The sequence below is a fragment of the Paraburkholderia phymatum STM815 genome, from assembly GCF_000020045.1.
GTDB lineage: Bacteria > Pseudomonadota > Gammaproteobacteria > Burkholderiales > Burkholderiaceae > Paraburkholderia > Paraburkholderia phymatum.
In genome coordinates this window covers 2,808,332-2,833,341 of record NC_010622.1, presented here as the reverse complement: position 1 = coordinate 2,833,341, position 25,010 = coordinate 2,808,332, and the positions used below count along the sequence as shown (strand labels likewise).

Sequence of the window (25,010 nt, the reverse complement as noted above, 5' to 3'; positions counted from 1 at the left end):
TCGAAGGTATTGCTGCTTTTATGCGTTATGCGACGCAAGACGACGCAAGCGCCATGCAGCCAACAGCGGCATGGCGCGGTGCGGTGCTCAGAAACGAGGCAGGTCCGGGTGCGGCAGCAGCCCGCCGCGCACATGCATCTTTCCGTACTCGGCGCAGCGGGCTCGCGTCGGAATGCCTTTGTCGGGGTTGAGCAGGCAGGCAGGATCGAAAGCGCGCTTGACCGCGTGGAACGCGTCGCGCTCTTCCGGCGAAAACTGCACGCACATCGAATTGATCTTCTCGATGCCTACGCCATGTTCGCCCGTCACCGTGCCGCCCAGTTCGACGCACGTTTCGAGAATGTCGCATCCGAATGCCTCGGCGCGATGCCATTCATCGAGGTCGTTGCCATTGAACAGGATCAGCGGGTGCATGTTGCCGTCGCCCGCGTGGAACACGTTGATGCAGCGCAGGTTGTACTTCTTCTCCATCTCTTCGATGCGAGCGAGCAGCGGGCCGATGCTGCGGCGCGGCACCGTGCCGTCCATGCAGTAGTAGTCGGGCGAGATGCGGCCGGCGGCCGGAAACGCGTTCTTGCGGCCCGACCAGAAACGCAGGCGCTCGGCTTCCGTTCGTGAGATCTGGATGCGCGTCGCGCCATGCTCGCGCAATACGGCCGTCATGCGGACGATTTCCTCGCTGACTTCCTCGGGGGTGCCGTCGGATTCGCACAGCAGGATGGCGGCCGCGTCAAGGTCGTAGCCCGCGTTCACAAATTCCTCGACGGCACGCGTGGCCGGCTTGTCCATCATCTCGAGACCGGCCGGAATGATGCCCGCGGCAATGATGCCTGCGACGGCATCGCCGCCCTTCACGACGTCGTCGAAACTCGCCATGATGACCTGCGAGGCCTGCGGCTTCGGAATCAGCTTGACCGTGACTTCCGTGACGATCGCGAACATCCCCTCGCTGCCGATCACGACGGCGAGCAGATCGAGACCCGGCGCATCCGGGCTGAGCGAGCCAAACTCGACGATCTCGCCTTCCATTGTGATCGCGCGCACGCGCAGCACGTTATGAACGGTGAGGCCGTATTTGAGGCAGTGCACGCCGCCCGAGTTTTCCGCGACGTTCCCGCCGATCGTGCAGGCGATCTGCGACGAAGGATCGGGCGCATAGTAAAGGCCGTAAGGCGCGGCTGCTTCGGAGATCGACAGATTGCGTACGCCCGGCTGGACAGTTGCCGTGCGCGCATACGGATCGACTTCGACGATCTTGCGAAAGCGCGCGAGCGACACGACCACGCCATGACGGATCGGCATCGCGCCGCCGGACAGGCTGGTGCCCGCGCCGCGCGGCACGATGGGCACATTCAGCCGATGGCAGATCTGCACGATGCGCTGCACCTGCGATTCGGTTTCGGGCAACGCGACGGCCAGCGGCAGGCGGCGATAGGCGGCGAGACCATCGCATTCGTAAGCGACGGTATCTTCTTCGCGATACAACAGGCAATGCGTCGGCAGTACGGCCATCAACGCCTGCACGACTTCACGCTGACGCTGCGCGAGCATCTCGGGCGACAGCTCTGGGGACAGCTCGCCGGGTGCGTTCATGGAATGTCTCCTCGTTGGACGACCGCACGCGTCGTTGCGCAGCGCGGCCGGACATACGGTTACGCTATGCTGCCCACGTAAAGATCTTGCCTGGATTCATCAGGTTGCGCGGATCGAGCGAATGCTTGATGGAGCGCATTACGTCGACGGCGACGGGACCATGTTCTTCGAGCAGGAACCCCATCTTGTGCAGGCCTACGCCATGCTCGCCCGTGCAGGTGCCGTCCATGCGCAGCGCGCGCTGCACGATGCGATGATTCAGGCGCTCCGCTTCCTCCAGTTCTTCGGGCTTGTTCGGGTCGATCAGCATCGCGACGTGGAAATTTCCATCACCTACGTGTCCGACGATCGGACAGGGCAGCGGCGAAGTCTTCAGGTCTTCTTCCGTTTCGACCACGCACTCCGCGAGCCGCGAGATGGGCACGCAGACGTCGGTGGTGACGGCGCGGCTGCCGGGCTTCAGCTGCAGCATCGCGAAGTAGGCGCTATGACGCGCGTTCCACAAACGGCTGCGGTCTTCCGGACGCGTCGCCCATTCGAAGCCTTCGCCCTTGTTTTGCGCAGCGAGTTCCTGCACGAGTTCGGCCTGTTCCTTCACGCCGGCTTCCGTGCCGTGGAATTCGAAGAACAGCGTGGGCGCTTCGCGCAAGGTCAGGTTCGAATGACGGTTGATCGAACGGACGGCGAGCGAATCGACGAACTCGACGCGCGCGATGGGCACGCCGATCTGGATGGTTTCGATCACCGCGCGCACGGCGTCGCCCATCGACGCGAACGTGCACACGGCTGCCGACACCGCTTCCGGCTGCGGATACAGGCGCACGGTGATTTCGGTGATGACACCGAGCGTGCCTTCAGAACCGACGAAGAGGCGCGTGAGGTCGTAGCCGGCCGACGACTTGCGTGCGCGCGTGCCAGTATGGATCACGCGGCCATCGGCCAGCACCACGGACAGGCCGAGGACGTTTTCGCGCATCGTGCCGTAACGCACGGCGTTCGTGCCCGATGCGCGCGTGGCCGACATGCCACCTATGCTCGCGTCCGCGCCGGGGTCGATCGGGAAGAACAGGCCCGTGTCGCGCAGCGCTTCGTTCAGCTGCTTGCGGGAGATCCCGGGCTCGACGGTGACGGTCAGATCTTCCGCGTTGATGGACAGCACGCGGTTCATTTCGGAAAGATCGATCGACACGCCGCCTTGCACGGCAAGCAGGTGGCCTTCGAGCGAGGAGCCGTTGCCGTACGGAATGATGGGCACGTCGTATCGACCGCATAGCTTGACGATGGTCTGCACGTCCTCGGTGGTGCGTGCATAGACGACCGCGTCAGGCAACTGCGGATCGAAGGGCGACTCGTCGCGGCCATGATGGGCGCGGACGGCTTCGGATGTGGATACGCGGTCGCCGAATGCCGACTTGAGCGCAGCAAGAAGTTCAGCAGGAAAAGGGCGGCGCACGGGGATGGGCGGCACGGGATGGTTCACCTGCGTCTCCTGGTGGCGAATGTTCTGATGGTTGACGCCCATTTTACGCCCATCGACGGCCGGCGCGGCGCCCCGCTTGCAGGCGGGCCGCCGCTAGCGCGAGGCAGGGCTTCCTTATAATGGATCACAGCATGAACGACATGCCGCGCTGATCCGGATGGATGCATCGCGGACCAACACGAGGACATGGACATCATGGGCAACCGCTTGAGCAAGATTTCGACACGCACGGGCGACGACGGCACCACAGGTCTCGGAGACGGCAGCCGCGTGCGCAAGGACGACGCGCGGATTGCGGCGATCGGCGATGTCGACGAGTTGAACTCGAACATCGGCGTCTTGCTGTGCGAAACCTTGCCCAATGACCTGCGCGTCGCGCTGACGGCGATCCAGCACGATCTGTTCGATCTGGGCGGCGAGCTATGCATTCCGGGCCATTCGATGATCGCCGATGCGCATCTTGCGCAACTCGATTCATGGCTTGCTGAATACAACGCGACGCTGCCGCCGCTCAGGGAGTTCATCCTGCCTGCGGGCACGCGCGCAGCGTCGCTTGCACATGTGTGCCGGACGGTTTGCCGGCGCGCAGAGCGATCGATCGTCGCGTTGGGTGCCGTCGATGCGATCAACGACGCGCCGCGTCGATATGTGAACCGCTTGTCGGATCTGCTGTTCGTACTGGCCCGCGTGCTGAACCGGGTGGACGGCGGCGACGACGTGCTGTGGCGCCACGATCGCAGCGCGCAGAAAGACGATGCGCAAAGCGGGGAATAGTGCGCGCCGCGCGGCGGCTCAGGCGGCAGCGAGCGTGACGGGCTCACCGATGCGGCTCATCCTTTCGACGAGTGTGTCGATGGTGAACCTGATGGTTTTCCTGTTGGCGATGTCGGACGCACGCCGCCGCGACACCACCAGAATGTCGGCGGCTTCGGACTGCTTCAAGAGGACAGTTCGATCCGGCCGGATGGCCAAAAAAAGCCCGGCTGCGTGAGCCGGGCGAAGTCTGCGTAGAAAGACGATGAAACGGTATCAGTTTCCGCTGCCGCGCGCGACGCGCCGCTGCTTGACGGCGTCTGCAAGACCTTCGAGCACGGCAACGCTGTCGTCCCAGCCGATGCACGCATCGGTGATGCTCTGACCGTACGTCAGCGCGCAGCCGTCCACCAGATCCTGACGGCCCGCGACGAGATGCGATTCAACCATCACGCCGACGATGCGCTCGTCGCCCGCCGCGATCTGGCGGCCGATGTCCGCGCACACGGGAATCTGGTTTTCATGCTTCTTCGAGCTGTTCGCGTGGCTCGCGTCGATCATCAGACGCGCGGCGAGGCCTGCCTTGCCGATGTCGCTGCACGCGGCGTTCACGCTGTCGGCGTCGTAGTTCGGGGCCTTCCCGCCGCGCAGGATGATGTGGCAATCCTCGTTGCCCGCCGTCGAGACAATGGCCGAATGGCCGCCCTTCGTCACTGACAGGAAATGGTGAGGCTGCGAAGCGGCCTTGATCGCGTCGACGGCGATCTTCACGTTGCCGTCCGTGCCGTTCTTGAAGCCGACCGGGCACGACAGCCCCGACGCGAGTTCGCGATGCACCTGCGATTCCGTCGTGCGCGCGCCGATCGCGCCCCACGAGATCAGATCGGCGATGTATTGCGGGCTGATCATGTCGAGATACTCGGTGCCGGCGGGCAGCCCCAGCTCGTTGATCTTCATCAGCAGCTCGCGGGCGGTGCGCAGGCCGTCGTTGATCTTGAAGCTGTTGTCCATGTACGGGTCGTTGATGAGGCCTTTCCAGCCCACCGTCGTGCGCGGTTTTTCGAAGTACACGCGCATCACGATTTCCAGTTCGCCCGCGAAGCGCTTGCGTTGCTCGATCAGGCGCCCCGCGTACTCGAGCGCGGCCTTCGTGTCGTGAATCGAGCACGGCCCGACGATCACGATCAGCCGGTCGTCCATGCCGTGCAGAATCCGATGCATCGATTGACGCGCGTTGAAGATCAGGTCCGACACTTTTTCGTCGCAGGGAAATTCGCGGATCAGGTGCGCGGGCGGCGTCAGTTCTTTCAATTCGCGGATACGGACATCGTCGGTGTTGTGCGGGGGCATGGTTTTCTCCTCGTTTCTTTGCGCGGTTCGGGCGGTCTGCTGCGATTCAACGACGGCGCCGCGGCGAACAGATCAACAGGCTAAAAAGGTCAACGTCAAACTGGTTAGGGCGAAAAAAAACCGCCAGACTCGCTGGCGGTTTTTTCGGGAATTTCAGGTGCCTATGTACGTTCACACCCCTCTCGATCCGCCAGCGGTCTGAGATGCCCAAAAGAAATAAAAATAAAACTTGGCGGACATGGCGAAAAAGGATGGCTCGTCAAAAAGGTTGATTGGCTTTATAACCCGAGGTTTGCGCGGTTGGCAAGCTGCAGGCTGCAAAAATGCGGGAAACCCGCACAAGTGGCGCTCGCGATGCGCGATTCGAGCGAGCGATTCGGATCACACCGTGCCGCCGACCGTCATTTTGTCGATGCGCAGCGTCGGCTGACCGACGCCGACGGGCACGCTCTGGCCTTCCTTGCCGCACACGCCGACACCCGTATCCAGCGACATGTCGTTGCCGATCATGCTCACGTACTTGAGCGATTCGGGGCCGCTGCCGATCAGCGTCGCGCCCTTGACGGGATACGTGATCTTGCCGTTCTCGATCATGTACGCCTCGGACGCCGAGAACACGAACTTGCCGTTCGTGATGTCGACCTGACCGCCGCCGAAGTTCACCGCATACAGACCGTTCTTCACCGACTGGATGATTTCCTGCGGATCCTTGTCGCCGTTGAGCATGTAGGTGTTCGTCATGCGCGGCATGGGCAGCGCGGCGTACGATTCGCGGCGCGCGTTTCCCGTCACGGGCATCTTCATCAGACGCGCATTCAGCGTGTCCTGAATGTAGCCCTTCAGGATGCCGTCCTCGATCAGCGTCGTGCACTGTGTCGGGTTGCCTTCGTCGTCGATGTTCAGCGAGCCGCGGCGGTTCGGCAGCGTGCCGTCGTCGACCACCGTCACGCCCTTGGCCGCGACCTGTTCGCCGATGCGCCCCGCGAACGCCGACGAGCCCTTGCGGTTGAAGTCGCCTTCGAGGCCGTGGCCGATCGCTTCGTGCAGCAGCACGCCGGGCCAGCCCGGTCCGAGCACGACAGTCATTGCGCCGGCGGGGGCCGGGCGCGCGTCGAGATTGACGAGCGCCGCGTGCACGGCGTCGTCGACGTATTTCGACAGGATGTCGTCGCTGAAGTAGCCGTAGTCGAAGCGTCCGCCGCCGCCGCCGCTGCCGATTTCGCGGCGGCCGTTCTGCTCGGCGATCACCGTCACCGACACGCGCACGAGCGGGCGGATGTCCGCGGCCAGCGCGCCGTCGCTGCGCGCGACCAGCACGACGTCGTATTCGCCCGCGAGACCCGCCATCACCTGCGTGATGCGCGGATCGCGGCCGCGCGCCATCTGCTCGATGCGCTCGAGCAGCTTGACCTTCGCTGTCGCGTCGAGCGAATGCAGCGGATCGGACGGCAGATACAGATCGCGCCCGGACACGCCCGTCAGTGTGGAAGCTGCCTTGATTTTCTGCTTGCCGCCGCCTGCCTTCGCGATGGCGCGCGTGGCGATTGCCGCCTGGCGGATCGCTTCGGGCGACAGGTCGTCCGAATACGCGAACGCCGTGCGGTCGCCCGACACGGCGCGCACGCCGACGCCCTGGTCGATGCTGAAGCTGCCCGACTTGACAATGCCTTCCTCCAGGCTCCACGCCTCGCTGCGCGTGGTCTGGAAGTAGAGGTCGGCGTAATCGACGCGATGCGTGAAGATTTCGGCGAGCGTGCGGGTCAGCACGGCTTCGTCGAGGCCATAGGGCGTGAGCAGCACGTCTTTGGCCGTCGCGAGATTACGGATGCTGGGTTCGATGATGTTCATGCGAAGTTCGCTCGATTCTGGGTAGTCGGTTGGTGCACGTCGCTCACATGGTAGCGGCGGCGGCACTTTCAATGCGTGCGATTCAGGTCAAACGCTTTCAGCTCAGCACGCGGTGACGCCAGGCAGGCAGGCTTTGCCGGACTTCGTCAATGCGCGAGCGCTCGATATTGCCCGCGACAACGCCCGCGCCTTCGTCGCGCACGTCGATGATTTCGCCCCACGGGTCGATCAGCATGCTATGGCCCCACGTGCGCCGGCCATTCTCATGCTTGCCGCCCTGCGCCGCGGCGAGCACGTAGCACTGATTCTCGACGGCCCGCGCGCGCAGCAGCGTTTCCCAGTGCGCGCGGCCCGTCGTGTACGTGAATGCGGACGGCACGACGATCAGCGCGCAGTCGCCCATGCGCCGGTACAGTTCGGGAAAGCGTAGATCGTAGCAGACGGACAGGCCCACGCGCCCGAACGGCGCATCGAACGTGCGGACGGTGTCGCCGGGGCAGATCGTGCGTGCTTCGTCGAACGATTCCTCCCCTTTCTCGAAGTTGAACAGATGGATCTTGTCGTAGCGCGCGGCCTCGTTGCCCTGCGGGTCGAACACGAGCGTCGTGTTCAGCACGCGGGTTGCCTCGGGCGCCTGCAACGGCAGCGTGCCGCCGATGATCCAGACCTGATGCCGGCGCGCGGCATCGGCGAGAAAGCGCTGGACAGGGCCGTCGCCGTACGCTTCGCGCACCGTGAGCTTGTCGGTGTCCTTGAAGCCCATAAAGCAGAAATACTCGGGCAGCAGCACGAGCTGCGCGCCTTCGGCGGCGGCTTGCGCGATCAGGCGTTCGGCATCGGCGAGATTGCGGTCGCGATCCGGCGTGCTCACCATCTGCAAGGCGGCGACGCGAAACGGACGGGCGTGGGATGGGGACTTGGCGGACTGCGCGTTCAGGTCGCTCATAAGCGTTCGAAAAACTCCTGCGAAAGGCTCCTGCATAGGCAGTGCGGACAGCGGGTATGGAACAGCGACGGCGGACATCGGGCGCTCGCAAACAGCGCGCGATGCCGCGCTGCATGTAGCGCCGGCGGCCGCCCGAAGCCGATAGGAACTCAGTTCGGTGCCGCGATGGCAGCCGGCGCGTTCATATTACCGCTATCTCCGTGGACCCGCTCGACGTGCGGTTTAGCCCAGGAACCCGTGATCGCGTAATCGCGCGCGAACGCATGTTCGATCGACTGCGATAGCGCGAGATCGCCGATCAGCGCCGCGAGCCCGAGCAGCGGATTGATCACGGCCGCGACGACGACACCCGTGCCCGCGCTCACGGTGGGCACGATATGCACGTTCAGGTTCTGCGTTTCATGAGCCAGATCGACGGTGCCTTTCATCTCGGCGCGCGCGGGCGCCGTCACCATCTCGAAGTTGTTCGTGGAGCCGATGCCGTTCACGATTTGCGCGGTGCCCGTCACGTGCTCGAACGGCAGCCCTTCGCCGATCACGTCGCGGAAATTCATCGACGCGTAGCGCGCGAGGCTTTGCAGGCTCAGCACGCCGAGCAGCTTTGCGACGCCGGGATCGACTTTGAGAATCTGACCGTGCCGCAGGTCGACGGCGAGATTGCCGTTGAGCGTCGGATAGTCCGGCTTGGTGGGACCGCCGCGCCAGCCGAGTTGCCCCGACAGCGACCCTTCGCCTGCTTTCAGGGTGCGCGGCAGGCCGGCGCGTTCGAGCAGCAGTCCGGCGTCCTTGATGTCCAGCTTGAAATCGAGCTCGGTGCTGCGCTCGGCTTCGTCGTCCTGATTCGGGCCGTAGTTGCGGCCCGTGCGCCAGTTGGCCGTCGCTTTCAGCAAGGCGGCCGGGTTGTTGATTTCCAGCGAATCGAGCTGCCAGACGGGTGTGCCGTTGTCCTGGAAATTATGCGCATTCACTTCGAGCTTGCCGAGATTGCGCTCACGCACGATCAGTTCGTTCACGACGAGATCGATCGACGGAATGTTCTGCGCCGGTTGGTTGATCGCCGGGCCGAGCAGATCGTTCTCGGTCGCCGATGGAATCACGAGCCTCGCGAGCCGCGCCTGCAGCGTGCCTGGCGAACCCGGCTGCGCGCCCGGCAGCCACGACACGTGCCCCGACACCTGGTTCGACGCGATGTTCGCCTGCCACTGCTTGTCGATGTGGGACGCGCCGACCACCACGCTTTCCCAGTGACGCTTGAGCAGCGTCAGCGTGCCGATGTGGATGGCGAAGCGGTTCGGCATGAACTGCGCGGCCGTCGCGCTGGGCGGCACGGGCGCGACGCCTTCATTGGCCTTGCGCATCTGCAGGAAGAGCGCGCGCCATGCGTCGGCGTCGAGTGCGTCGATGTCGACGGCGGCAATCACGCCTTCCGACGGCAGGTCGGTGGTCCGGTTCACGCCGATCGCGCCGCGCACGACTTCGGGCGCCTGGCCGGGCGCGCGTCGCACGAGATACGTGGCCGCGATGGGGCCGAAGGTGAGGTCGGCGCGTTGCAGGCCGCCGTGGTTCGCGCTGTCGTCGCTGCCCGTGGCCGAGCCGTTGTTCGCGACCGCACTTGCGCTGCCGACGGTCGGTTTGAACGTGAAAGCGAGCGGCATCGGCGTGCCGATCGGCTTGTTGAAGGGCGCAGGCAGATCGAGCGCGAGGTCCGTCAGGTCGGAATGGACGGCGACCTCGGGCAAACCGCCCTTCGCGCCGTGCACGCTGATGTCATAGGGCGCGCTACCATTCATCCTGGTCAGCACCTGGGCGGGCAGGCCGCGCAGATTCAGGTCGCGCGCGGCGTCGACGGCGAAGTGGCCGGACAGGTCGAGCGCATACGCGCCTTTCTGGTTCAGCTCGCCCTTCGCGTGTACGTCGCCGCCCATAAACTGTCCCGACAGCCCGTCGATCTGCGCCGTATGGTCGGTAAAGCTGACCTTGCCGCGCAGTTGCGACAGCGGCGGGACGTTGTCCATTGCGAGCCGGTCATTCTCGAACGCCAGTGAACCCTCGACGGCCACATGTGTCTTCGGCGGCGCGACGCCAGGCGGCGTGGGCGGATTGCGCGGCACCGTCAGCTTCAGCGCGAGCGCTGCGGGTCCGTCGGCGTGCAGCTTCTCCGTCTGATGCTTGGCCAGCCCGCCGAGCGCGCTGTTGTTCACGTAGTCGAGCATGTCGGCGAGCGGCCCGTGTCCGTCGCCCGTAATCACGAGGCTCGACGCCCGGTTACCCATGTCGTCGATCTTGCCCGTCACCTTGTCGAGCGCGACGCCCTTGTAGTGTGCGCGGTCGACATCGAAACGCAGCAACTGCTCCTTCAACTGGAACGTCCCGTCGATGCCGTCAAGCGCAGGCCACACGCTCGGCGTGCCGTTTTTCATCGTGCGAGGCGGGTAGGGCGACGGATCGAAGCGGCCGCCCTTGAACGGCGCGACGATTTCGAACACGCCCGCGCTCGGATCGCGCGAATACGGGAATTTCTCGAGGTTGCCGTGAATTTCGATCGTGGCGCCGTGGGACATGCCTGCCTGCAACCCGTGCGTCAGATAGATACGCAGCCTTTCGCTGATGCTGGTGGGCAGATAGCGCGTGATGCGCGTGACCTGCGCGCGCTCGAAGTCGGCTTTCAGATCGAGCGAGCCGCGCCCGCTGCCGACGTTCGAATAGCTGGCCGTCGCCCGCGCGGCCGTATCCACATTCGACACCTTCAGTTCCGACACATCGACCTTGAACGCCTTGTGCCGCTGGCCGGGCTCGACCGTCGACGCGATCGTCCACGCGCCTTTGCCGCTCAGATGGTCGAAAGTGAGTCGCGGATCGTCGAACACGCCGGGCAGCGTGAGCGCGGCGTTGGCCGTGTCGATGGCTATCGTGCCGTGTTTTTCGTCGGCATCGACGCTGCCCCACAGATTCTCCACGCCTGGAATACCCGCGCGCGGGTGGTTGCGCGCCGTCAGTCCCGGCGGCGGCTCCTGGGCGGCCACACTGATGCCTTGCAGATCGGCCTTGAAGCGATAGTGGACGATCGGCTCCGCGCCTGGCGCGCGGTGTTCCGTGGCCGCCTCGCCGGAATCCGGCTTGCCACGTTCGACTTCGATCGTGTAGTTCGCGACGAGGCCGCGCGGGTTGAACCGCACAAGGCTGTTCAGCAGCCGCTTCGGCAGCGGCAGCGCGCGGCTGAACTCGGCCAGGATGCCGAGATCGACCCGGTCGCCAGAGATGCTGATCAACTGGCCATGCTGCACGCTCGGCACCCGGTAACGGCTCGACAGCGTACGAAGCGCGAGGATGCGGGCGACGGGCGTGCCGTCGTCGAGCGGCGGCTGGCCGAATTCGGCGCGCAGATCGTCGAGGTCGAGCGTCCACTCGTCGCCGTCGTGCGCGACGGCCCACGAAAACTGCGCGACGGGGACGTCGAGCTTCGGCTGCGTCGGCTTCACGCGTAGCGCGATATTGTTGCCCGACGCTTCGCCCGACGCCGAGCGCACGTGGCCTTGCGCAAACTGCAGCCAGATCTTGTTGGCGACGCGCCCCGCGTAGGTTTCGATCGGGAAGTCGATGTAGCGGGCGAGCATCGGAAGGTCGACCGAGCCCGTCGATATATAAGCCTCGCCTGTCCAGTTGACCGGCTTGCCCATCGCCGCGAGCCGCGCGTGCCGGAAGGACGCGCGGAAGTCGAGCGGCCCGAACAGCACCTTGCCGTCAGGCGGCGCCTGCAGCGCGAGCCGGTGATCGTAGCCGTCGCTGAGAATGGCGAGGCGGATGTCCTGCAGCGCGATCTCGGGCGCGTCGCGGCGCGCGTCGTGCCAGCGCAGGGTGCCGCCGCGCAGGATCATCGCCTGCTGGCGCAGCAGCCAGGTGCTGAACGTATCGTTGCCCGAGTGAGTGGTCGGCACCATCACACCCGCGACGGTCAGCGAGCCGTCCCTTTCGCGTTCGATCAGCAGGTCCGGCTTGTCGACGATCACGCTCGACAGGATGGGGGCGAGCTTCCAGATGGAGGACCACGACACCGTTGCGCTCGCATGCGGAATGGTCAGCGCGACTTTGCCTTCGCGGTTGGTGATAGTGACGTCGGTGACTTCGATACCCGGCTGGAAACCCGTCCAGTGCGGCGCGATTTTGCCGATTCTGAGTTGCGCGTGAATCTTTTCGGAGACGGCCGATTCGATTTGCGGGCGGAACGAATCGACGCGCGGCAGCACGACATAGCGCAGGCCGAGGACGGCCAGCACGACGACGAAGTAGAGGAACAGCGCAATGCCGAGCAGGACGCGCAGCGTGTGACGCAGCACTGCATGATCGCTTCCGCCTACGGGCTTGACGCGTCCGGCTTCGGTCGGGTCGGCGGATGAGTTTCGCTCGGACATGCTGCGACGGGGTGGGCGTATGGTAGTTTTGCGGTCTGACGACGAAATGTATCACACGGGCCAGCCGCCACGAATCTATGGTCCGGCCTGCGTGGACAAGGCCACACGGGGTGTCGGCTGCACGCGCGAGCAGCGGCTGCGATGGCCCGAGGCAGTATTCAAGCAACGAGCGAGCCAGACCTTTGATGACCGAACCATCCCTGTTGAGTTCCAGCTATTCGCACTATGCATCACGCGCCTACGCGGCGCAGCCCGACCTGGCGTTCCGCGTGGCGGCGCTGGCGGCGGCGCCCATCACCCGCGAGCGCATCGACGAACGGCTCGATGCGCTGCTCAATGCGTTGCGCGCGACACCTGACGCGCCCCTCTCTGAAGACGCGCTGAAAAAGGCGCTGCGCCAGCTTCGCGCGGAAGTGTTCTGTGCGGTGATGGAGCGCGACCTGTCCCGTGCGGCCGACGTCGCCGAAGTGACGGGCACGATGACCGACCTGGCGGAAGCGACGGTTCAGCGCGCGATGGCCGTGGTTTCCGCCGATCTCGAGGCGCTGTATGGCGAGCCGCGCGGCTCGCAGGGCGAACGGCTGTCGCTGGGCGTAGTCGGCATGGGCAAGCTGGGCGGGCGCGAGCTGAACGTGTCGTCGGATATCGATCTGATCTTCGTCTACGAGGACGATGGCGAAACGACGGGCGGCCAGCGGTCGTCCATCGCGACGCAGGATTTCTTCACACGGCTCGGCAAGCGGCTGATTGCGGCGCTCGCCGAAGTCACGGCGGACGGCTACGTGTTTCGTGTCGACATGCGGCTGCGGCCGAACGGCGATTCAGGGCCGCTCGTGTGCAGTCTCGGGATGCTGGAAGAATATTTCTACGTGCAGGGCCGCGAGTGGGAGCGCTACGCGTGGATCAAAGGCCGGCTCGTGTCCGAGCACGTCACCGATTCGGCACGACGCCTGTCCAGGCAGCTCGATGCGATCGTGAAGCCGTTCATCTACCGGCGCTATCTGGACTTCGGCGTGATCAGCGCGATCCGCTCGCTGCATCTGCAGATTCGCCAGGAAGCGCAGCGGCGTGCGTCGATGCGCCCCGACAAGGCCGACGACATCAAACTCGGCCGCGGCGGCATCCGCGAAATCGAATTCAGCGCGCAGGTGTTCCAGTTGATCCGCGGCGGCCAGGACGCGGGCTTTCGCGTGCGACCGACGCTCGCCGTGCTGCGCCATGCGGCCGCTCGCGGGCTCGTGTCGCCCGGCGTGTGTGCAGATCTGACGAGCGCCTATCTGTTCCTGCGCGATCTCGAACACCGTCTGCAATATAGAAACGACGCGCAGACCCACGCGATGCCCGTCGATCCCGCCGAGCGCGCGCATCTCGCACAGGCGATGGGCTTCGACGACTACGCGTCGCTGATGGCGAAGCTCGAAACGCACCGCGAACTCGTCGAGCAGCAGTTCGACCAGATCTTCGCCGACAAGGTGAGCGGGCAGCGCGGCTGCGGCGCGCGCGAAGACGGCGCGGCCGTATGGGTGTGGAGCAGCGCGCTCGCCGACGACAGCGCCGACGACGCGCTGGCGGCACGGCTCGTCGAGCTGGGCGTCGAACGCCCCGCTGATCTGCTCGCGCGCCTGAAGGCCGTATGGCACTCGTCGCGCTATGCGGGTCTCGCCGAAAGCAGCCGCCAGCGCTTCGACATCGTCGCGCAGCGTGCGCTCGAGGCCGCGCATACGCTGGAGCCCGCCGAGCGGCGCGGCGATATTCTGGCGCGCCTGTTCGATCTGCTCGAAGCCATCGGGCGGCGCGGCGCCTATCTCGCGCTGCTGACCGAGTATCCGCAGGCGCTGCATCGCGTGCTGTCGGTGCTCGGCGCGTCGCGCTGGGCGGCCGGGTATCTGATCCGCCATCCGCAATTGCTCGACGAACTGCTCGACGACGAAGCGATGGCCAGTCCGTTCGACTGGCCGGAGTTCAAGCGCACGCTGCGTGCGCGGCTCGCGGCGGCCGACGGCGTCGAACATCAGATGGATCTGCTGCGGCACGCGCATCAGGCCGAAGTGTTCCGCATTCTGCTGATCGATCTGGCCGGCAAGCTGAGCGTCGAACATGTCAGCGACCGGCTCTCCGAACTCGCCGACGCTGTGCTTGACGTGACGGTCGAAGCCGTCTGGAACCAGCTCGCGAAGCGCCACCGCGAGGTGCCGCGCTTTGCGATCATCGCGTACGGCAAGTTGGGCGGAAAGGAACTCGGCTATGCGTCGGACCTGGATCTGATCTTCCTGTACGACGACGCGGACGACAACGCATCCGACATTTACGCGACCTTCACCCGCCGTCTGATCACGTGGCTCACGACGGCGACGGGCGCGGGCACGCTGTTCGACGTGGACCTGCGGCTGCGCCCGAACGGCGAGTCGGGCCTGCTCGTGACCGACCTCCACGCGTTTCGCCGCTACCAGTTGCGTGAGGGCGATGCGGCCAATACGGCGTGGGTCTGGGAGCATCAGGCGTTGACGCGGGCGCGCTATTGCGCTGGCGATCCCGCCATCGGCGCGCAGTTCGAGGCGATTCGCGAACAGGTGCTGACGACGCCGCGCGACGCGGCCACGCTTTCCGCCGAGATCGTCGACATGCGGCGGCGTGTCGAAGAAGGGCACCCGAACCGCACCGAGCTGTTCGACCTGAAGCACGACCGCGGCGGCATGGTCGACATCGAGTTTGCCGTGCAGTACTGGGTGCTGCTGCATGCGGCGCGCGATCCCGAACTGATCCGCAACACGGGCAATATCGCGCTGCTGCGCGAGGTGTCGCGCTTCGGGCTGATGAGCGGCGAGGAGGCGGATACGGTGGGCGCGGCTTACCGGACCTATCGGAAGCTCCAGCACAAGCTGCGGCTGGACGGCATGGAGAAGGCGCGGGTCGAGCCGCAGACGGTGGAGAAGGAGCGCGAAGCCGTGCTGCGTCTGTGGCGGCGCGTGTTCGGCTAAGGCTGCAGGAAGGCGCGCGGGACGGATTCGCTGTCTGTCGCGCGTGCACTTTGAGCGTTACGCCGCCCTCAGCATTTCCTTCGCGTGCTTGCGCGTGGTGGCCGTGATTTCCAGGCCGCCCAGCATGCGTGCGACTTCCTCGATACGGCTCGACTTGTCCAGCGACGTCACCGTGCTGATCGTGCCGCCCTTGCCGTTGCCGCTCTTGGCGACCTGGAAATGCTGGTCGCCGCGGGCGGCGACTTGCGGCAAGTGCGTCACGCACAGCACCTGGCGTTGTTCGCCAAGCTGATGCAGCAGCCGGCCGACCACTTCAGCCACGCCGCCGCCGATGCCCGTGTCCACTTCGTCGAAGATCAGCGTCGGTGTCGGGCTGGCGGCGCTCGCGATCACTGCGAGCGCGAGGCTGATACGGGCGAGTTCCCCGCCGGAGGCCACTTTCGCGAGCGGCCGCAGCGGCACGCCAGCATGGCCGGCGACGCGGAATTCGATCTGCTCTATGCCGTGCGCGCCGCCTTCGGGCAGCGGGACGAGCGCGACCTCGAAGCTGCCGCCCACCATCGACAGTTCCTGCATGCCCGTCGTCACGGCCGCGCCGAGCGCTTTCGCGGCTTTCGCCCGCGCCTTGGACAGCACCTTCGCTTCGGCGGCGTAGGCTTCTTTCGCTTTGGCTTCGGCGGCGCGTAACGCGTCGAGGTCGGCGGCGGCGTCGAGCTTCGCAAGCTGTTCGCGGCGCGCCTGATGTTCCTGCGGCAAGGTTTCCGGCTGCAGCCGGAACTTGCGGGCGGCCGAATGCAGCGCGTCGAGGCGCTTTTCGACTTGCGCAAGCCGGTCGGGATCGAGTTCGAGCCGCTGCGCATAATGGCTCAGCGAATACGCGGCCTCCTGCAACTGGATTTCGGCCGGTTCGAGCGCGGCGAGCGCGTCGTTCAGCTCGGGATCGATTTCGGCGAGATCGCGCAGCTTCGAAATGATCGACGACAGATGGCCGAGCATCGCCTCGTCCGATTCGGATAGCGCCGACAGCGCGCCCTGCACACCGTCGATCAGATTTGCCGAGTGCGACAGGCGCCGGTGTTCCGTGTTGACTTCTTCCCACTCGCCGGGCTGCGGCGACAGCTTGTCGAGTTCGGCCAATTGCCACGCGAGGCGCTCGCGTTCCAGTTGCAGTTCGCGGTCCTTGCTCTGCGCGGTTTCGACCGCTTGCACGGCTTCGCGCCAGGCGCGCCAGGCGCGGTTGACGGCGGCCGTCGTGTCGAGCAGGCCGGCGTGGGTGTCGAACAGTTCGCGCTGCGCATCTGGACGCATCAACAGCTGATGGGCGTGCTGGCCATGAATATCGACGAGCATTTCGCCGACTTCGCGCAGTTGCGTGAGCGTCGCCGCCGTACCGTTGATGAACGCCCGCGAGCGGCCGTTCGCATCGACCACGCGGCGCAGCATCACAGTGTTGCCGTGCTCCGTTTCGCCAGCGGCGAGCGCCTGTTCGTCGAGCCATGCATCGACGAGCGCGTGCGTGTCGAATTCGGCCGTGATGTCCGCGCGCGCCTCGCCCGTGCGCACGACGCTCGCATCGGCGCGCGAGCCGAGCGCCAAAGCGAGGGCGTCGATGAGAATGGATTTGCCGGCGCCCGTTTCGCCGGAGAAGACCGTAAAGCCGCTGTCGAATTCGAGGTCGAGCGCGGCGACGATGACGAAGTCGCGTATCGAAAGGTGGCGGAGCATGCTCGTGTGTCTGGCGTGGCTTGCGTGAGTTGGTCTGGTCGTTTGCGGTGACGTTCGGGCTCTGCGGACTGGCTGCGCCGCTTGTGTCCGGTGTGCGTTCAGTCGTCCGGGTCGTCTTCGTGTGACGGGTACTCGTTCCAGTGCAGCTTCTTGCGCAGCGTCGCGTAATAGCTGTAGCCGACGGGATGCAGGAAAGGCACGGTATGGCGTGAGCGGCGCACGTCGATCGTGTCGTTCAGCTCCAGCGCGGTGAACGACTGCATGTCGAAGTTCACGTTGACGTCGCGGCCAGAGATGATCTGGATGCTGACCTTCGAGTCGTCCGGAATCACGATAGGCCGGTTGGACAGTGCGTGCGGGGCAATCGGCACGAGCACGAGGCCCTGCAGCTGCGGATGCAGAATCGGCCCTTGCGACGACAGCGCGTAGGCCGTCGAGCCCGTCGGCGTGGCGACGATCAACCCGTCCGAGCGCTGGTTGTACATGAAGCGTCCGTCCACCGACACGCGCAGTTCGGCCATGCCCGAAAAGCCCGAACGGTTCACAACGACGTCGTTGAACGCGAGCGCGTGGTAGATCGGCTGGCCGTCGCGCATGATCCGCGATTCGAGCAGCGAGCGCTCTTCCCGTTCGAAGCTGCCCGACAGCATCTGCGGGATGATCTCGCGCATGTCGGAGAACGGGATGTCGGTGATGAAGCCGAGCCGGCCGTGGTTGATGCCGATCAGCGGTGTCTTGTATGGCGCCAGCTGTCGGCCGATGCCGAGCATCGTGCCGTCGCCGCCGAGAACGATCGCCACGTCCGCGCGCGCGCCAATTTCCGCCGGCTGCAGCGCGGGCCAGCGCGAGACGCCGATTTCCTGCGCGGTTTCCGCCTCGAACGCGATCTCGAAGCCCAGCTTCTCGATGCACGTGGCGAGCGCGGTCAGCGGTTCCCCGATGCCCGGCGTGTTGCTGCGCCCGACGAGCGCAACGGTCTTGAACTGGCTGTTAGCTTGCATGCCGGCATTACACCATAGGTGCGACCTGAAAAGAACCGTTGGCGGCGGCGGCGCGCCGGCTGGGGCGGATGCCCGGCGGCCGCGTGTTGGCGGCCAGCCTTGGCCCGATTATCGTTAGAATGGTGAAGTCCTCATGACAGACGTGACGACTGTCCGGGTCGGGGCGAAGCGGTTCGTGCGCGGGCGGGGTGCCGCGCAGGGCGCGCCGGGCGACGAAGCCGCCTGCCAGCGCTCCGCCGCGTGCTCGTCGCCCTGTGGTGGTTACGCTAAAATTTTTTCGCCATGCTAGATCCTCGCGCACAAACCCTCCTCAAAACGCTGATCGAGCGGTATATCGCCGAAGGTCAGCCGGTCGGCTCGCGCACGTTGTCGCGGTACTCCGGGCTCGAACTCAGCCCGGCGACGATCCGCAACGTGATGTCCGATCTGGAGGAACTGGGGCTCGTCATCAGTCCGCATACGTCGGCGGGGCGCATTCCCACGCCGCGAGGCTACCGGCTCTTTGTCGACACCATGCTGACCGTCGAGCCTTCCGCCGACGAGGACGCCGTGATGCGCGCGGTCAAAACCACACTGCAGCCGGGCGAGCCGCAGAAGGTGGTGGCGGCGGCGGCCAGCGTGCTGTCCAACCTGTCGCAGTTCGCGGGCGTGATATTGACGCCGCGCCGCAGCCACGTGTTCAAGCAGATCGAATTCCTGCGCCTGTCCGACAAACGCATCCTGCTGATCATCGTGACGCCGGAAGGCGATGTGCAGAACCGGATCATGGCGACGCAGCGCGACTTCACGCCGTCGCAACTGGTCGAAGCATCCAATTACATCAACGCACACTTCGCGGGGCTGTCGTTCGACGAAGTGCGCCGGCGCCTGCGCGAGGAAATCGACGAACTTCGCGGCGACATGACCACGTTGATGCACGCGGCCGTCACGGCGAGCACGGACGTCACGGACACGGGCGAAACCGTGCTGATTTCCGGCGAGCGCAAGCTGCTCGAAGTGGCCGATCTTTCGTCGGACATGGCGCGGCTGCGCAAGCTTTTCGATGTATTCGATCAAAAGACAAGCCTCCTTCAGTTGCTCGACGTGTCGAGTCACGCGCAAGGCGTGCAGATTTTCATTGGCGGCGAGTCGAACCTCGTTCCCATTGAAGAAATGAGCGTGGTGACTGCGCCGTACGAAGTGAACGGCAAGATTGTCGGCACGCTCGGGGTGATCGGACCGACGCGCATGGCGTACAACCGCGTGATTCCCATTGTCGACATCACCGCGCGCCTGCTTTCGATGACCCTCAGCCAGCAGTAGCCCGGAAGCAGCGCAACGCCGCGACGAGTTCATCATGCGCGGCGTTTTTCGCCGTGCCAATTGGCCGAACGGCCAGGTATCGCCGGCAGACCGCGCCGCTATAATGGGCTTCCCGTCCATTACGTGTCGCGCCTGTGCGCGGCTCTTGTCTTTGCCTATGCGCTTCGACCTCGAGCGGCCCTTGCAGTCTGCTGCGGCACATCGCGTCGCCGTGTTGCTGATCAATCTCGGCACGCCCGATGCGCCGACGCCCCGTGCCGTGCGGCGCTACCTCGCGCAGTTTCTGTCCGATCCGCGTGTGGTCGAGATCCCGTCGCTGGTGTGGCAAATCATCTTGCGCCTTTTCATTCTGCCGTTTCGCGGCGTGGCCTCGGCGAAGAAATACGCGTCGGTGTGGATGCCCGAAGGCTCGCCGTTGCGGGTGCACACGCAAAAGCAGGTCGAAGGGCTGCGGCATCTGCTGCATCTGAACGACTACACGGTGATCGTGGAGTACGCGATGCGCTACGGCACGCCCGACATTCCCGCCATGCTCAACCAGTTGAAGCTGGCGGGCGCCGAGCGCATCCTGCTGATGCCGATGTACCCGCAGTATTCGGCGTCCACGACGGCCACTGCGTTCGACGCAGCATTTGTGGCGCTCAGGCGGATGCGCAATCAGCCCGAAATCCGCACCGTGCGCCAGTACGCGGATCACCCCGCATACATCGCGGCGCTCGCGGCGCAGGTCAATCACTACTGGCATGCACACGGCCGTCCCGACTTCGCGGCGGGCGACAAGCTGGTGTTGAGTTTTCACGGCGTGCCCAAGCGCACGCTGGACCTGGGCGATCCATATCACGATCAATGTCAACAAACTGCGACGCTGCTGATGCATGCGCTCGGGCTGACGTCCGTCGAATGCCGCGTGACGTTTCAGTCGCGCTTCGGCAAGGCCGAGTGGCTTCAGCCTTACACGGCGCCCACGCTCAAGGAACTGGGTGCGGCGGGGGTGCATCGCGCGGACGTGTTCTGCCCGGGCTTCACGGCGGACTGTCTGGAGACGATCGAGGAAATCGGCATGGAAGTGCGCGACGAGTTCCTGCACGCAGGCGGGAAAGTTTTTCACGCCATTCCCTGCCTGAACGCGGCGCCGGCGTGGATCGCGGCGCTCGGCGAAATCGTCGCGCAGCATCTGCAGGGCTGGCCGGTTCAGGCAGCGACCCCGCAAAGCGCGTCTGTGGCTTGAATTTGCGCATCCGGCACACAACCTGCATCCGTACAACGGCGCATGGCATCCCTTAGGCGTGTGCAGACACCTGAAGAAGGACTGATGAACTACAGGATTTCTACGGAACCGGGCGCTCGCTTGCGCATCGACAAATGGCTGTGGGCGGCGCGTTTCTTCAAGACGCGTTCGCTGGCCGCCGATGCTGTCGAGAAGGGCCGCGTGCGGATCGGCGGCGCGACGGTGAAGCCGGCCAAGGAAGTGCGGGTCGGCGACCTCGTCGAGATCGACATCGAGCGGATCGTGTGGCAGATCGAGGTGCTCGGCGTGTGCGACGTGCGCGGGCCGGCGAGCGTCGCGCAGACGCTTTACGCGGAAACGCAAGAAGGCAGGCAGAAGCGCCTGCAGGAGAACGAGCGGCGCAAGACCTATCGCGAGCCGGCCGCCAGCATGCATGGGCGGCCGACCAAGCGCGACAGGCGCGTTATCGACAAAATTTCCAGTGGGGGTTGAAGAGTTCCTCGATGGTCGCGTGAACGCCGCCGTATTCGGTCGTGCGTTCGTTGACTACCCCGGACATGCAGATGGTCGTGGTGCCCGCGACGAGTACCAATGCGACCACCGATATAGCGAAGGTCAGTTTCACGGTACTCCCCTCGGAGGTGACAAGCGGAAACGGGCTGTTCAGCTGGCGGTAAGCCAAGCGTCAGGTTAGGGTTAACGTGCCTTTTCGGACGCTCAGGTTCAGTTTAGGACACTCGCGAAGCGCGCTCAATCTCAATATGATGTCGCGCTGGAAATGCTTGTTACGCCAGATTTCCGGGCCCCTGCGAGGTGCAAAAAGCATCGGCGGAAGCCTTGAAATGCGGCGTGTGCACCCTTACTTGCAGCGTTGATCCGCGGCCGGCATGTCGTATCGGTGCCACGCCCAGCGTGGCGAGCCCGTTAAACTGCCGCCGTTTTTTGGCCTTCAATTTTTCGAATTTCAGCGACATGGAAAACACGCAAGAGAACCCGACGAGCCAGAACCCTACGCCCGCCGACGAAGCCGCGCGCCAGGCCGCAGAGGCCGCATCGGGCGAGCCGCAGGATCAGGCGCGGCAGCCGGCAGCGGCTGCCGGCGAACAGCCGGCGCAGGCTCAACCCGCCGGTGCCGAAGCCGCGCTGGCCGAGGCGCAGGCGAAGCTGGCCGAACTGCAGGAGAGCTTCCTGCGCGCCAAGGCGGAAACAGAAAACGTCCGCCGCCGCGGTCAGGAAGACGTGGCGAAGGCACATAAATTCGCGATCGAAAGCTTTGCCGAACATCTGCTGCCCGTCATGGACAGCCTCGAAGCGGCCGTCGCGCACTCCACCGACGATCTCGCCAAGGTCCGCGAAGGCGTTGAACTCACGTTGCGCCAGCTGACGGGCGCGCTGGAGAAGGGCAAGGTTGTTGCGCTGAACCCGGTCGGCGAAAAGTTCGATCCGCACCGTCACCAGGCCATTTCGATGGTTCCGGCCGATCAGGAGCCGAACACGGTCGTCGCTGTGCTGCAAAAGGGCTATGTGATCGCCGACCGCGTGCTGCGTCCGGCGCTTGTCACGGTCGCAGCGCCGAAGTAAGCGGCGCTGCGCGGTCATGGCTGGCATGCCCGTCGATAGTGCTGCGTTCGCGGCCTTCGACATGCAGGAACTCACGGCAGCCACCTTCGACGCCAGCCTCCAGTCGGCCGGCGACGATCTGGCCGTGGTGTTCTTCTGGGGGCTCGACTGCTTCAACTGCGAAATCGCGAAGAAGGCGATGCTCGCGCAGCCGGAGGCGATCCGTGCGCTCCGCCTGCGCTGGTTTCATAGCAATGTCTATGAACATCGCGATCTCGGCAGGCGCTTCATGCTGCATGGCGTGCCGACGTGGTTTTTCTATCACCACGGCAAGCGGCTCGGGCGGGCGACGGGCTGGCATGGACTGGCGCAATTCGAGGCGGCCGTCGACGCGGCGCGTGAGAGAATCCGCGCGGCCGGGGGTAGGGCGGGCTTCGGGGCTGGATTGGGCAGCGGCAAAAGCGATTGAAAAAATTTAATGACCGCATCGCATAAGGGGTCTTGAAAACGATGCGGCTGCACTTATGTTGGGTGCAGGGTGAATTTCAGGGGCGGGGCGCCCGGCGGCCGGAACGGCCAGCCAGCGAGGTCCCGCAGCGATCAAAGTCAGGAGATTAGTGAAAATGGGCAAAATCATCGGCATCGACCTCGGCACCACCAATTCGTGCGTGGCGCTGATGGAAGGCAATCAGGTCAAGGTAATCGAGAACTCGGAAGGCGCTCGCACCACGCCGTCGATCATCGCCTACATGGACGACAACGAAGTCCTCGTCGGCGCGCCCGCGAAGCGTCAGTCGGTCACGAACCCGAAGAACACGCTGTACGCGGTCAAGCGCCTGATCGGCCGCCGCTTCGAAGAAAAGGAAGTGCAGAAGGACATCGGCCTGATGCCGTACAAAATCGTCAAGCACGATAACGGCGACGCATGGGTCGAAGCGCACGGCAACAAGCTGGCCCCGTCGCAGGTGTCGGCCGAAGTGCTGCGCAAGATGAAGAAGACGGCTGAAGACTACCTCGGCGAGCCCGTCACGGAAGCTGTGATCACGGTGCCGGCGTACTTCAACGACAGCCAGCGTCAGGCTACAAAGGACGCAGGCCGCATCGCCGGTCTCGAAGTCAAGCGCATCATCAACGAACCGACGGCCGCTGCGCTCGCATTCGGTCTGGACAAGGCCGAAAAGGGCGACCGCAAGATCGCGGTGTTCGACCTGGGCGGCGGCACGTTCGACATTTCGATCATCGAAATTGCGGACGTGGACGGCGAAAAGCAGTTCGAAGTGCTGTCGACCAACGGCGACACGTTCCTCGGCGGTGAAGACTTCGACCAGCGCATCATCGACTACATCATCGGCGAGTTCAAAAAGGAACAGGGCGTCGATCTGTCGAAGGACGTGCTCGCGCTGCAACGCCTGAAAGAAGCGGCTGAAAAGGCGAAGATCGAACTGTCGTCGGGTCAGCAGACGGAAATCAACCTGCCTTACATCACGGCAGACGCATCGGGTCCGAAGCACCTGAACCTGAAGATCACGCGCGCGAAGCTGGAAGCGCTGGTCGAAGACCTGATCGAGCGCACCATCGAGCCGTGCCGTGTCGCGATCAAGGACGCAGGCGTGAAGGTCGGTGAAATCGACGACGTGATCCTGGTCGGTGGCCAGACGCGTATGCCGAAGGTGCAGGAAAAGGTGAAGGAGTTCTTCGGCAAGGATCCGCGCCGTGACGTGAACCCGGACGAAGCCGTTGCTGTTGGCGCAGCGATCCAGGGCCAGGTGCTGTCGGGCGACCGCAAGGACGTGCTGCTGCTGGACGTGACGCCGCTGTCGCTGGGCATCGAAACGCTCGGCGGCGTGATGACGAAGATGATCAACAAGAACACCACGATCCCGACGAAGCACGCGCAAGTGTATTCGACGGCGGACGACAACCAGGGCGCCGTGACGATCAAGGTGTTCCAGGGCGAGCGGGAAATGGCGGCGGGCAACAAGCTGCTGGGCGAGTTCAACCTGGAAGGCATCCCGCCCGCACCGCGCGGCGTGCCGCAGATCGAAGTGAGCTTCGACATCGACGCGAACGGCATCCTGCACGTCGGCGCGAAGGACAAGGCAACGGGCAAGGAAAACCGCATCACGATCAAGGCGAACTCGGGCCTGTCCGAAGCCGAAATCGAGAAGATGGTGAAGGACGCGGAAGCGAACGCGGAAGAAGATCACAAGCTGCGTGAACTGGCGGATGCACGCAACCAGGGCGACGCGCTGGTCCACAGCACGAAGAAGGCGCTCACCGAATACGGCGACAAGCTGGAAGCGGGCGAGAAGGAAAAGATCGAAGCTGCGTTGAAGGATCTGGAAGAGACGCTGAAGAATGGCTCGAGCGACAAGGCTGCCATCGAAGCGAAGATCGAGACGGTTGCAACGGCGTCGCAGAAGCTCGGCGAAAAGATGTACGCCGACATGCAGGCGCAAGGTGCGGCGGGCGCAGCGGGTGCGGCCGGTGGGGCGGGTGCGGCAGCAGGCGCCGAAGCGGCTGGCGCGAGCCAGCAGGCCGACGACGTCGTCGACGCCGAGTTCAAGGAAGTGAAGAAGGACTAAGCCGGGTTTTGTTCGACCGCAAGGCTGCGCATGGAGACATGCGCAGCCCGGCTGCAAAAGGTTGCGCCTGATCTCTTGGGCGATTGAACCGATCACGCGCCTGGCGAGCCTTTCCGGCTCTCCGGGCACATTTGTTTTATGGAGGGCAGGGCTTTTGACCCGTAATTGCGGGCAGGTCCAGGCCTTACGAGTCGCGAGACTCCAGCATTCAAGAGGAGCCGCCGCGCCGCGTCGCGCGGATGGCGTTGAACC

Annotated in this window: 17 protein-coding genes and 1 pseudogene; 8 read left to right on the top strand and 10 right to left on the bottom strand. The window is 64.7% G+C overall.

The annotated features are described in order from the left end of the window. Window positions 1–87: 87 nt before the first annotated feature. The gene (locus BPHY_RS12760; RefSeq protein WP_012401890.1) at window positions 88–1,593 is read right to left on the bottom strand and encodes an FAD-linked oxidase C-terminal domain-containing protein; all 1,506 of its coding nucleotides are present in this window, start codon (window positions 1,591–1,593) and stop codon (window positions 88–90) included. A 64-nt stretch (window positions 1,594–1,657) separates the two neighbouring features. Continuing rightward, the gene (locus BPHY_RS12755; protein WP_041764033.1) at window positions 1,658–3,073 is read right to left on the bottom strand and encodes an FAD-binding oxidoreductase; all 1,416 of its coding nucleotides are present in this window, start codon (window positions 3,071–3,073) and stop codon (window positions 1,658–1,660) included. Between the two features lie 195 nt (window positions 3,074–3,268). Here BPHY_RS12755 and BPHY_RS12750 point away from each other — a divergent pair, with 195 nt between their 5' ends. After that, entirely contained in the window at window positions 3,269–3,847 is a 579-nt protein-coding gene (locus BPHY_RS12750) for a cob(I)yrinic acid a,c-diamide adenosyltransferase (RefSeq protein WP_012401888.1), read from the top strand. 18 nt (window positions 3,848–3,865) lie between these two features. Here the strand turns inward: BPHY_RS12750 and BPHY_RS12745 are convergent. From BPHY_RS12745 to BPHY_RS12725, 5 genes and pseudogenes are all read right to left on the bottom strand, one after another. Continuing rightward, window positions 3,866–4,015, bottom strand: a pseudogene (locus BPHY_RS12745) (helix-turn-helix domain-containing protein); the annotation flags it as partial. Window positions 4,016–4,102: 87 nt separating this feature from the next. Next, the gene (gene aroG, locus BPHY_RS12740) at window positions 4,103–5,176 is read right to left on the bottom strand and encodes a 3-deoxy-7-phosphoheptulonate synthase AroG (RefSeq protein WP_012401887.1); all 1,074 of its coding nucleotides are present in this window, start codon (window positions 5,174–5,176) and stop codon (window positions 4,103–4,105) included. 381 nt (window positions 5,177–5,557) lie between these two features. Next, window positions 5,558–7,024, bottom strand: coding sequence for a metalloprotease TldD (gene tldD / locus BPHY_RS12735; protein ID WP_012401886.1), 1,467 nt, complete (start codon window positions 7,022–7,024; stop codon window positions 5,558–5,560). 97 nt (window positions 7,025–7,121) lie between these two features. Beyond that, window positions 7,122–7,970, bottom strand: coding sequence for a carbon-nitrogen hydrolase family protein (locus BPHY_RS12730; RefSeq protein ID WP_012401885.1), 849 nt, complete (start codon window positions 7,968–7,970; stop codon window positions 7,122–7,124). 149 nt (window positions 7,971–8,119) lie between these two features. Continuing rightward, a complete protein-coding gene (locus tag BPHY_RS12725; RefSeq protein WP_012401884.1) occupies window positions 8,120–12,379 on the bottom strand; it encodes a YhdP family phospholipid transporter in 4,260 nt (1,419 codons plus the stop codon). A gap of 185 nt (window positions 12,380–12,564) precedes the next feature. Here BPHY_RS12725 and glnE point away from each other — a divergent pair, with 185 nt between their 5' ends. Then, entirely contained in the window at window positions 12,565–15,357 is a 2,793-nt protein-coding gene (glnE, locus tag BPHY_RS12720) for a bifunctional [glutamate--ammonia ligase]-adenylyl-L-tyrosine phosphorylase/[glutamate--ammonia-ligase] adenylyltransferase (protein WP_012401883.1), read from the top strand. Window positions 15,358–15,414: 57 nt separating this feature from the next. Here the strand turns inward: glnE and recN are convergent, their stop codons facing one another. Both recN and BPHY_RS12710 read right to left on the bottom strand, forming a co-directional pair. Further along, window positions 15,415–17,082, bottom strand: a complete 1,668-nt coding sequence (recN, locus tag BPHY_RS12715; protein WP_012401882.1) for a DNA repair protein RecN — start codon at window positions 17,080–17,082, stop codon at window positions 15,415–15,417. A gap of 98 nt (window positions 17,083–17,180) precedes the next feature. Beyond that, on the bottom strand, window positions 17,181–18,083 hold the full coding sequence (locus BPHY_RS12710; protein ID WP_012401881.1) for an NAD kinase: 903 nt from the start codon (window positions 18,081–18,083) through the stop codon (window positions 17,181–17,183). Window positions 18,084–18,365: 282 nt separating this feature from the next. On the opposite strand from BPHY_RS12710, the gene hrcA reads away from it, so the two are divergent. The 3 genes from hrcA (at window position 18,366) to BPHY_RS12695 (ending at window position 21,105) form a co-directional block, all read left to right on the top strand. Then, the gene (gene hrcA / locus BPHY_RS12705; RefSeq protein ID WP_012401880.1) at window positions 18,366–19,385 is read left to right on the top strand and encodes a heat-inducible transcriptional repressor HrcA; all 1,020 of its coding nucleotides are present in this window, start codon (window positions 18,366–18,368) and stop codon (window positions 19,383–19,385) included. Window positions 19,386–19,542: 157 nt separating this feature from the next. After that, a complete protein-coding gene (gene hemH, locus BPHY_RS12700; RefSeq protein WP_012401879.1) occupies window positions 19,543–20,613 on the top strand; it encodes a ferrochelatase in 1,071 nt (356 codons plus the stop codon). A gap of 84 nt (window positions 20,614–20,697) precedes the next feature. Further along, the gene (locus tag BPHY_RS12695; protein ID WP_041763600.1) at window positions 20,698–21,105 is read left to right on the top strand and encodes an RNA-binding S4 domain-containing protein; all 408 of its coding nucleotides are present in this window, start codon (window positions 20,698–20,700) and stop codon (window positions 21,103–21,105) included. A 293-nt stretch (window positions 21,106–21,398) separates the two neighbouring features. Here the strand turns inward: BPHY_RS12695 and BPHY_RS12690 are convergent, their stop codons facing one another. Next, the gene (locus BPHY_RS12690) at window positions 21,399–21,587 is read right to left on the bottom strand and encodes a hypothetical protein (protein ID WP_041763599.1); all 189 of its coding nucleotides are present in this window, start codon (window positions 21,585–21,587) and stop codon (window positions 21,399–21,401) included. On the opposite strand from BPHY_RS12690, the gene grpE reads away from it, so the two are divergent. The 3 genes from grpE (at window position 21,586) to dnaK (ending at window position 24,758) form a co-directional block, all read left to right on the top strand. After that, window positions 21,586–22,194, top strand: a complete 609-nt coding sequence (gene grpE, locus BPHY_RS12685) for a nucleotide exchange factor GrpE (protein WP_012401876.1) — start codon at window positions 21,586–21,588, stop codon at window positions 22,192–22,194. The genes BPHY_RS12690 and grpE overlap by 2 nt on opposite strands. A gap of 16 nt (window positions 22,195–22,210) precedes the next feature. Further along, the gene (locus BPHY_RS12680) at window positions 22,211–22,642 is read left to right on the top strand and encodes a thioredoxin family protein (protein WP_012401875.1); all 432 of its coding nucleotides are present in this window, start codon (window positions 22,211–22,213) and stop codon (window positions 22,640–22,642) included. A gap of 154 nt (window positions 22,643–22,796) precedes the next feature. Next, window positions 22,797–24,758 (top strand): molecular chaperone DnaK, encoded by a 1,962-nt coding sequence (gene dnaK, locus BPHY_RS12675; protein WP_012401874.1) that lies wholly within the window; start codon window positions 22,797–22,799, stop codon window positions 24,756–24,758. Window positions 24,759–25,010 lie beyond the last annotated feature (252 nt).

Bases quoted from the DNA above. Each gene is read 5' to 3' on its own strand.
- BPHY_RS12760 (WP_012401890.1), bottom strand. From the start codon at position 1,593: ATGAACGCACCCGGCGAGCTGTCCCCAGAGCTGTCGCCCGAGATGCTC.
- BPHY_RS12750 (WP_012401888.1), top strand. From the start codon at position 3,269: ATGGGCAACCGCTTGAGCAAGATTTCGACACGCACGGGCGACGACGGC.
- aroG (WP_012401887.1), bottom strand. From the start codon at position 5,176: ATGCCCCCGCACAACACCGACGATGTCCGTATCCGCGAATTGAAAGAA.
- tldD (WP_012401886.1), bottom strand. From the start codon at position 7,024: ATGAACATCATCGAACCCAGCATCCGTAATCTCGCGACGGCCAAAGAC.
- BPHY_RS12730 (WP_012401885.1), bottom strand. From the start codon at position 7,970: ATGAGCGACCTGAACGCGCAGTCCGCCAAGTCCCCATCCCACGCCCGT.
- BPHY_RS12725 (WP_012401884.1), bottom strand. From the start codon at position 12,379: ATGTCCGAGCGAAACTCATCCGCCGACCCGACCGAAGCCGGACGCGTC.
- glnE (WP_012401883.1), top strand. From the start codon at position 12,565: ATGACCGAACCATCCCTGTTGAGTTCCAGCTATTCGCACTATGCATCA.
- recN (WP_012401882.1), bottom strand. From the start codon at position 17,082: ATGCTCCGCCACCTTTCGATACGCGACTTCGTCATCGTCGCCGCGCTC.
- BPHY_RS12710 (WP_012401881.1), bottom strand. From the start codon at position 18,083: ATGCAAGCTAACAGCCAGTTCAAGACCGTTGCGCTCGTCGGGCGCAGC.
- hrcA (WP_012401880.1), top strand. From the start codon at position 18,366: ATGCTAGATCCTCGCGCACAAACCCTCCTCAAAACGCTGATCGAGCGG.
- hemH (WP_012401879.1), top strand. From the start codon at position 19,543: ATGCGCTTCGACCTCGAGCGGCCCTTGCAGTCTGCTGCGGCACATCGC.
- BPHY_RS12695 (WP_041763600.1), top strand. From the start codon at position 20,698: ATGAACTACAGGATTTCTACGGAACCGGGCGCTCGCTTGCGCATCGAC.
- grpE (WP_012401876.1), top strand. From the start codon at position 21,586: ATGGAAAACACGCAAGAGAACCCGACGAGCCAGAACCCTACGCCCGCC.
- BPHY_RS12690 (WP_041763599.1), bottom strand. From the start codon at position 21,587: ATGTCGCTGAAATTCGAAAAATTGAAGGCCAAAAAACGGCGGCAGTTT.
- BPHY_RS12680 (WP_012401875.1), top strand. From the start codon at position 22,211: ATGGCTGGCATGCCCGTCGATAGTGCTGCGTTCGCGGCCTTCGACATG.
- dnaK (WP_012401874.1), top strand. From the start codon at position 22,797: ATGGGCAAAATCATCGGCATCGACCTCGGCACCACCAATTCGTGCGTG.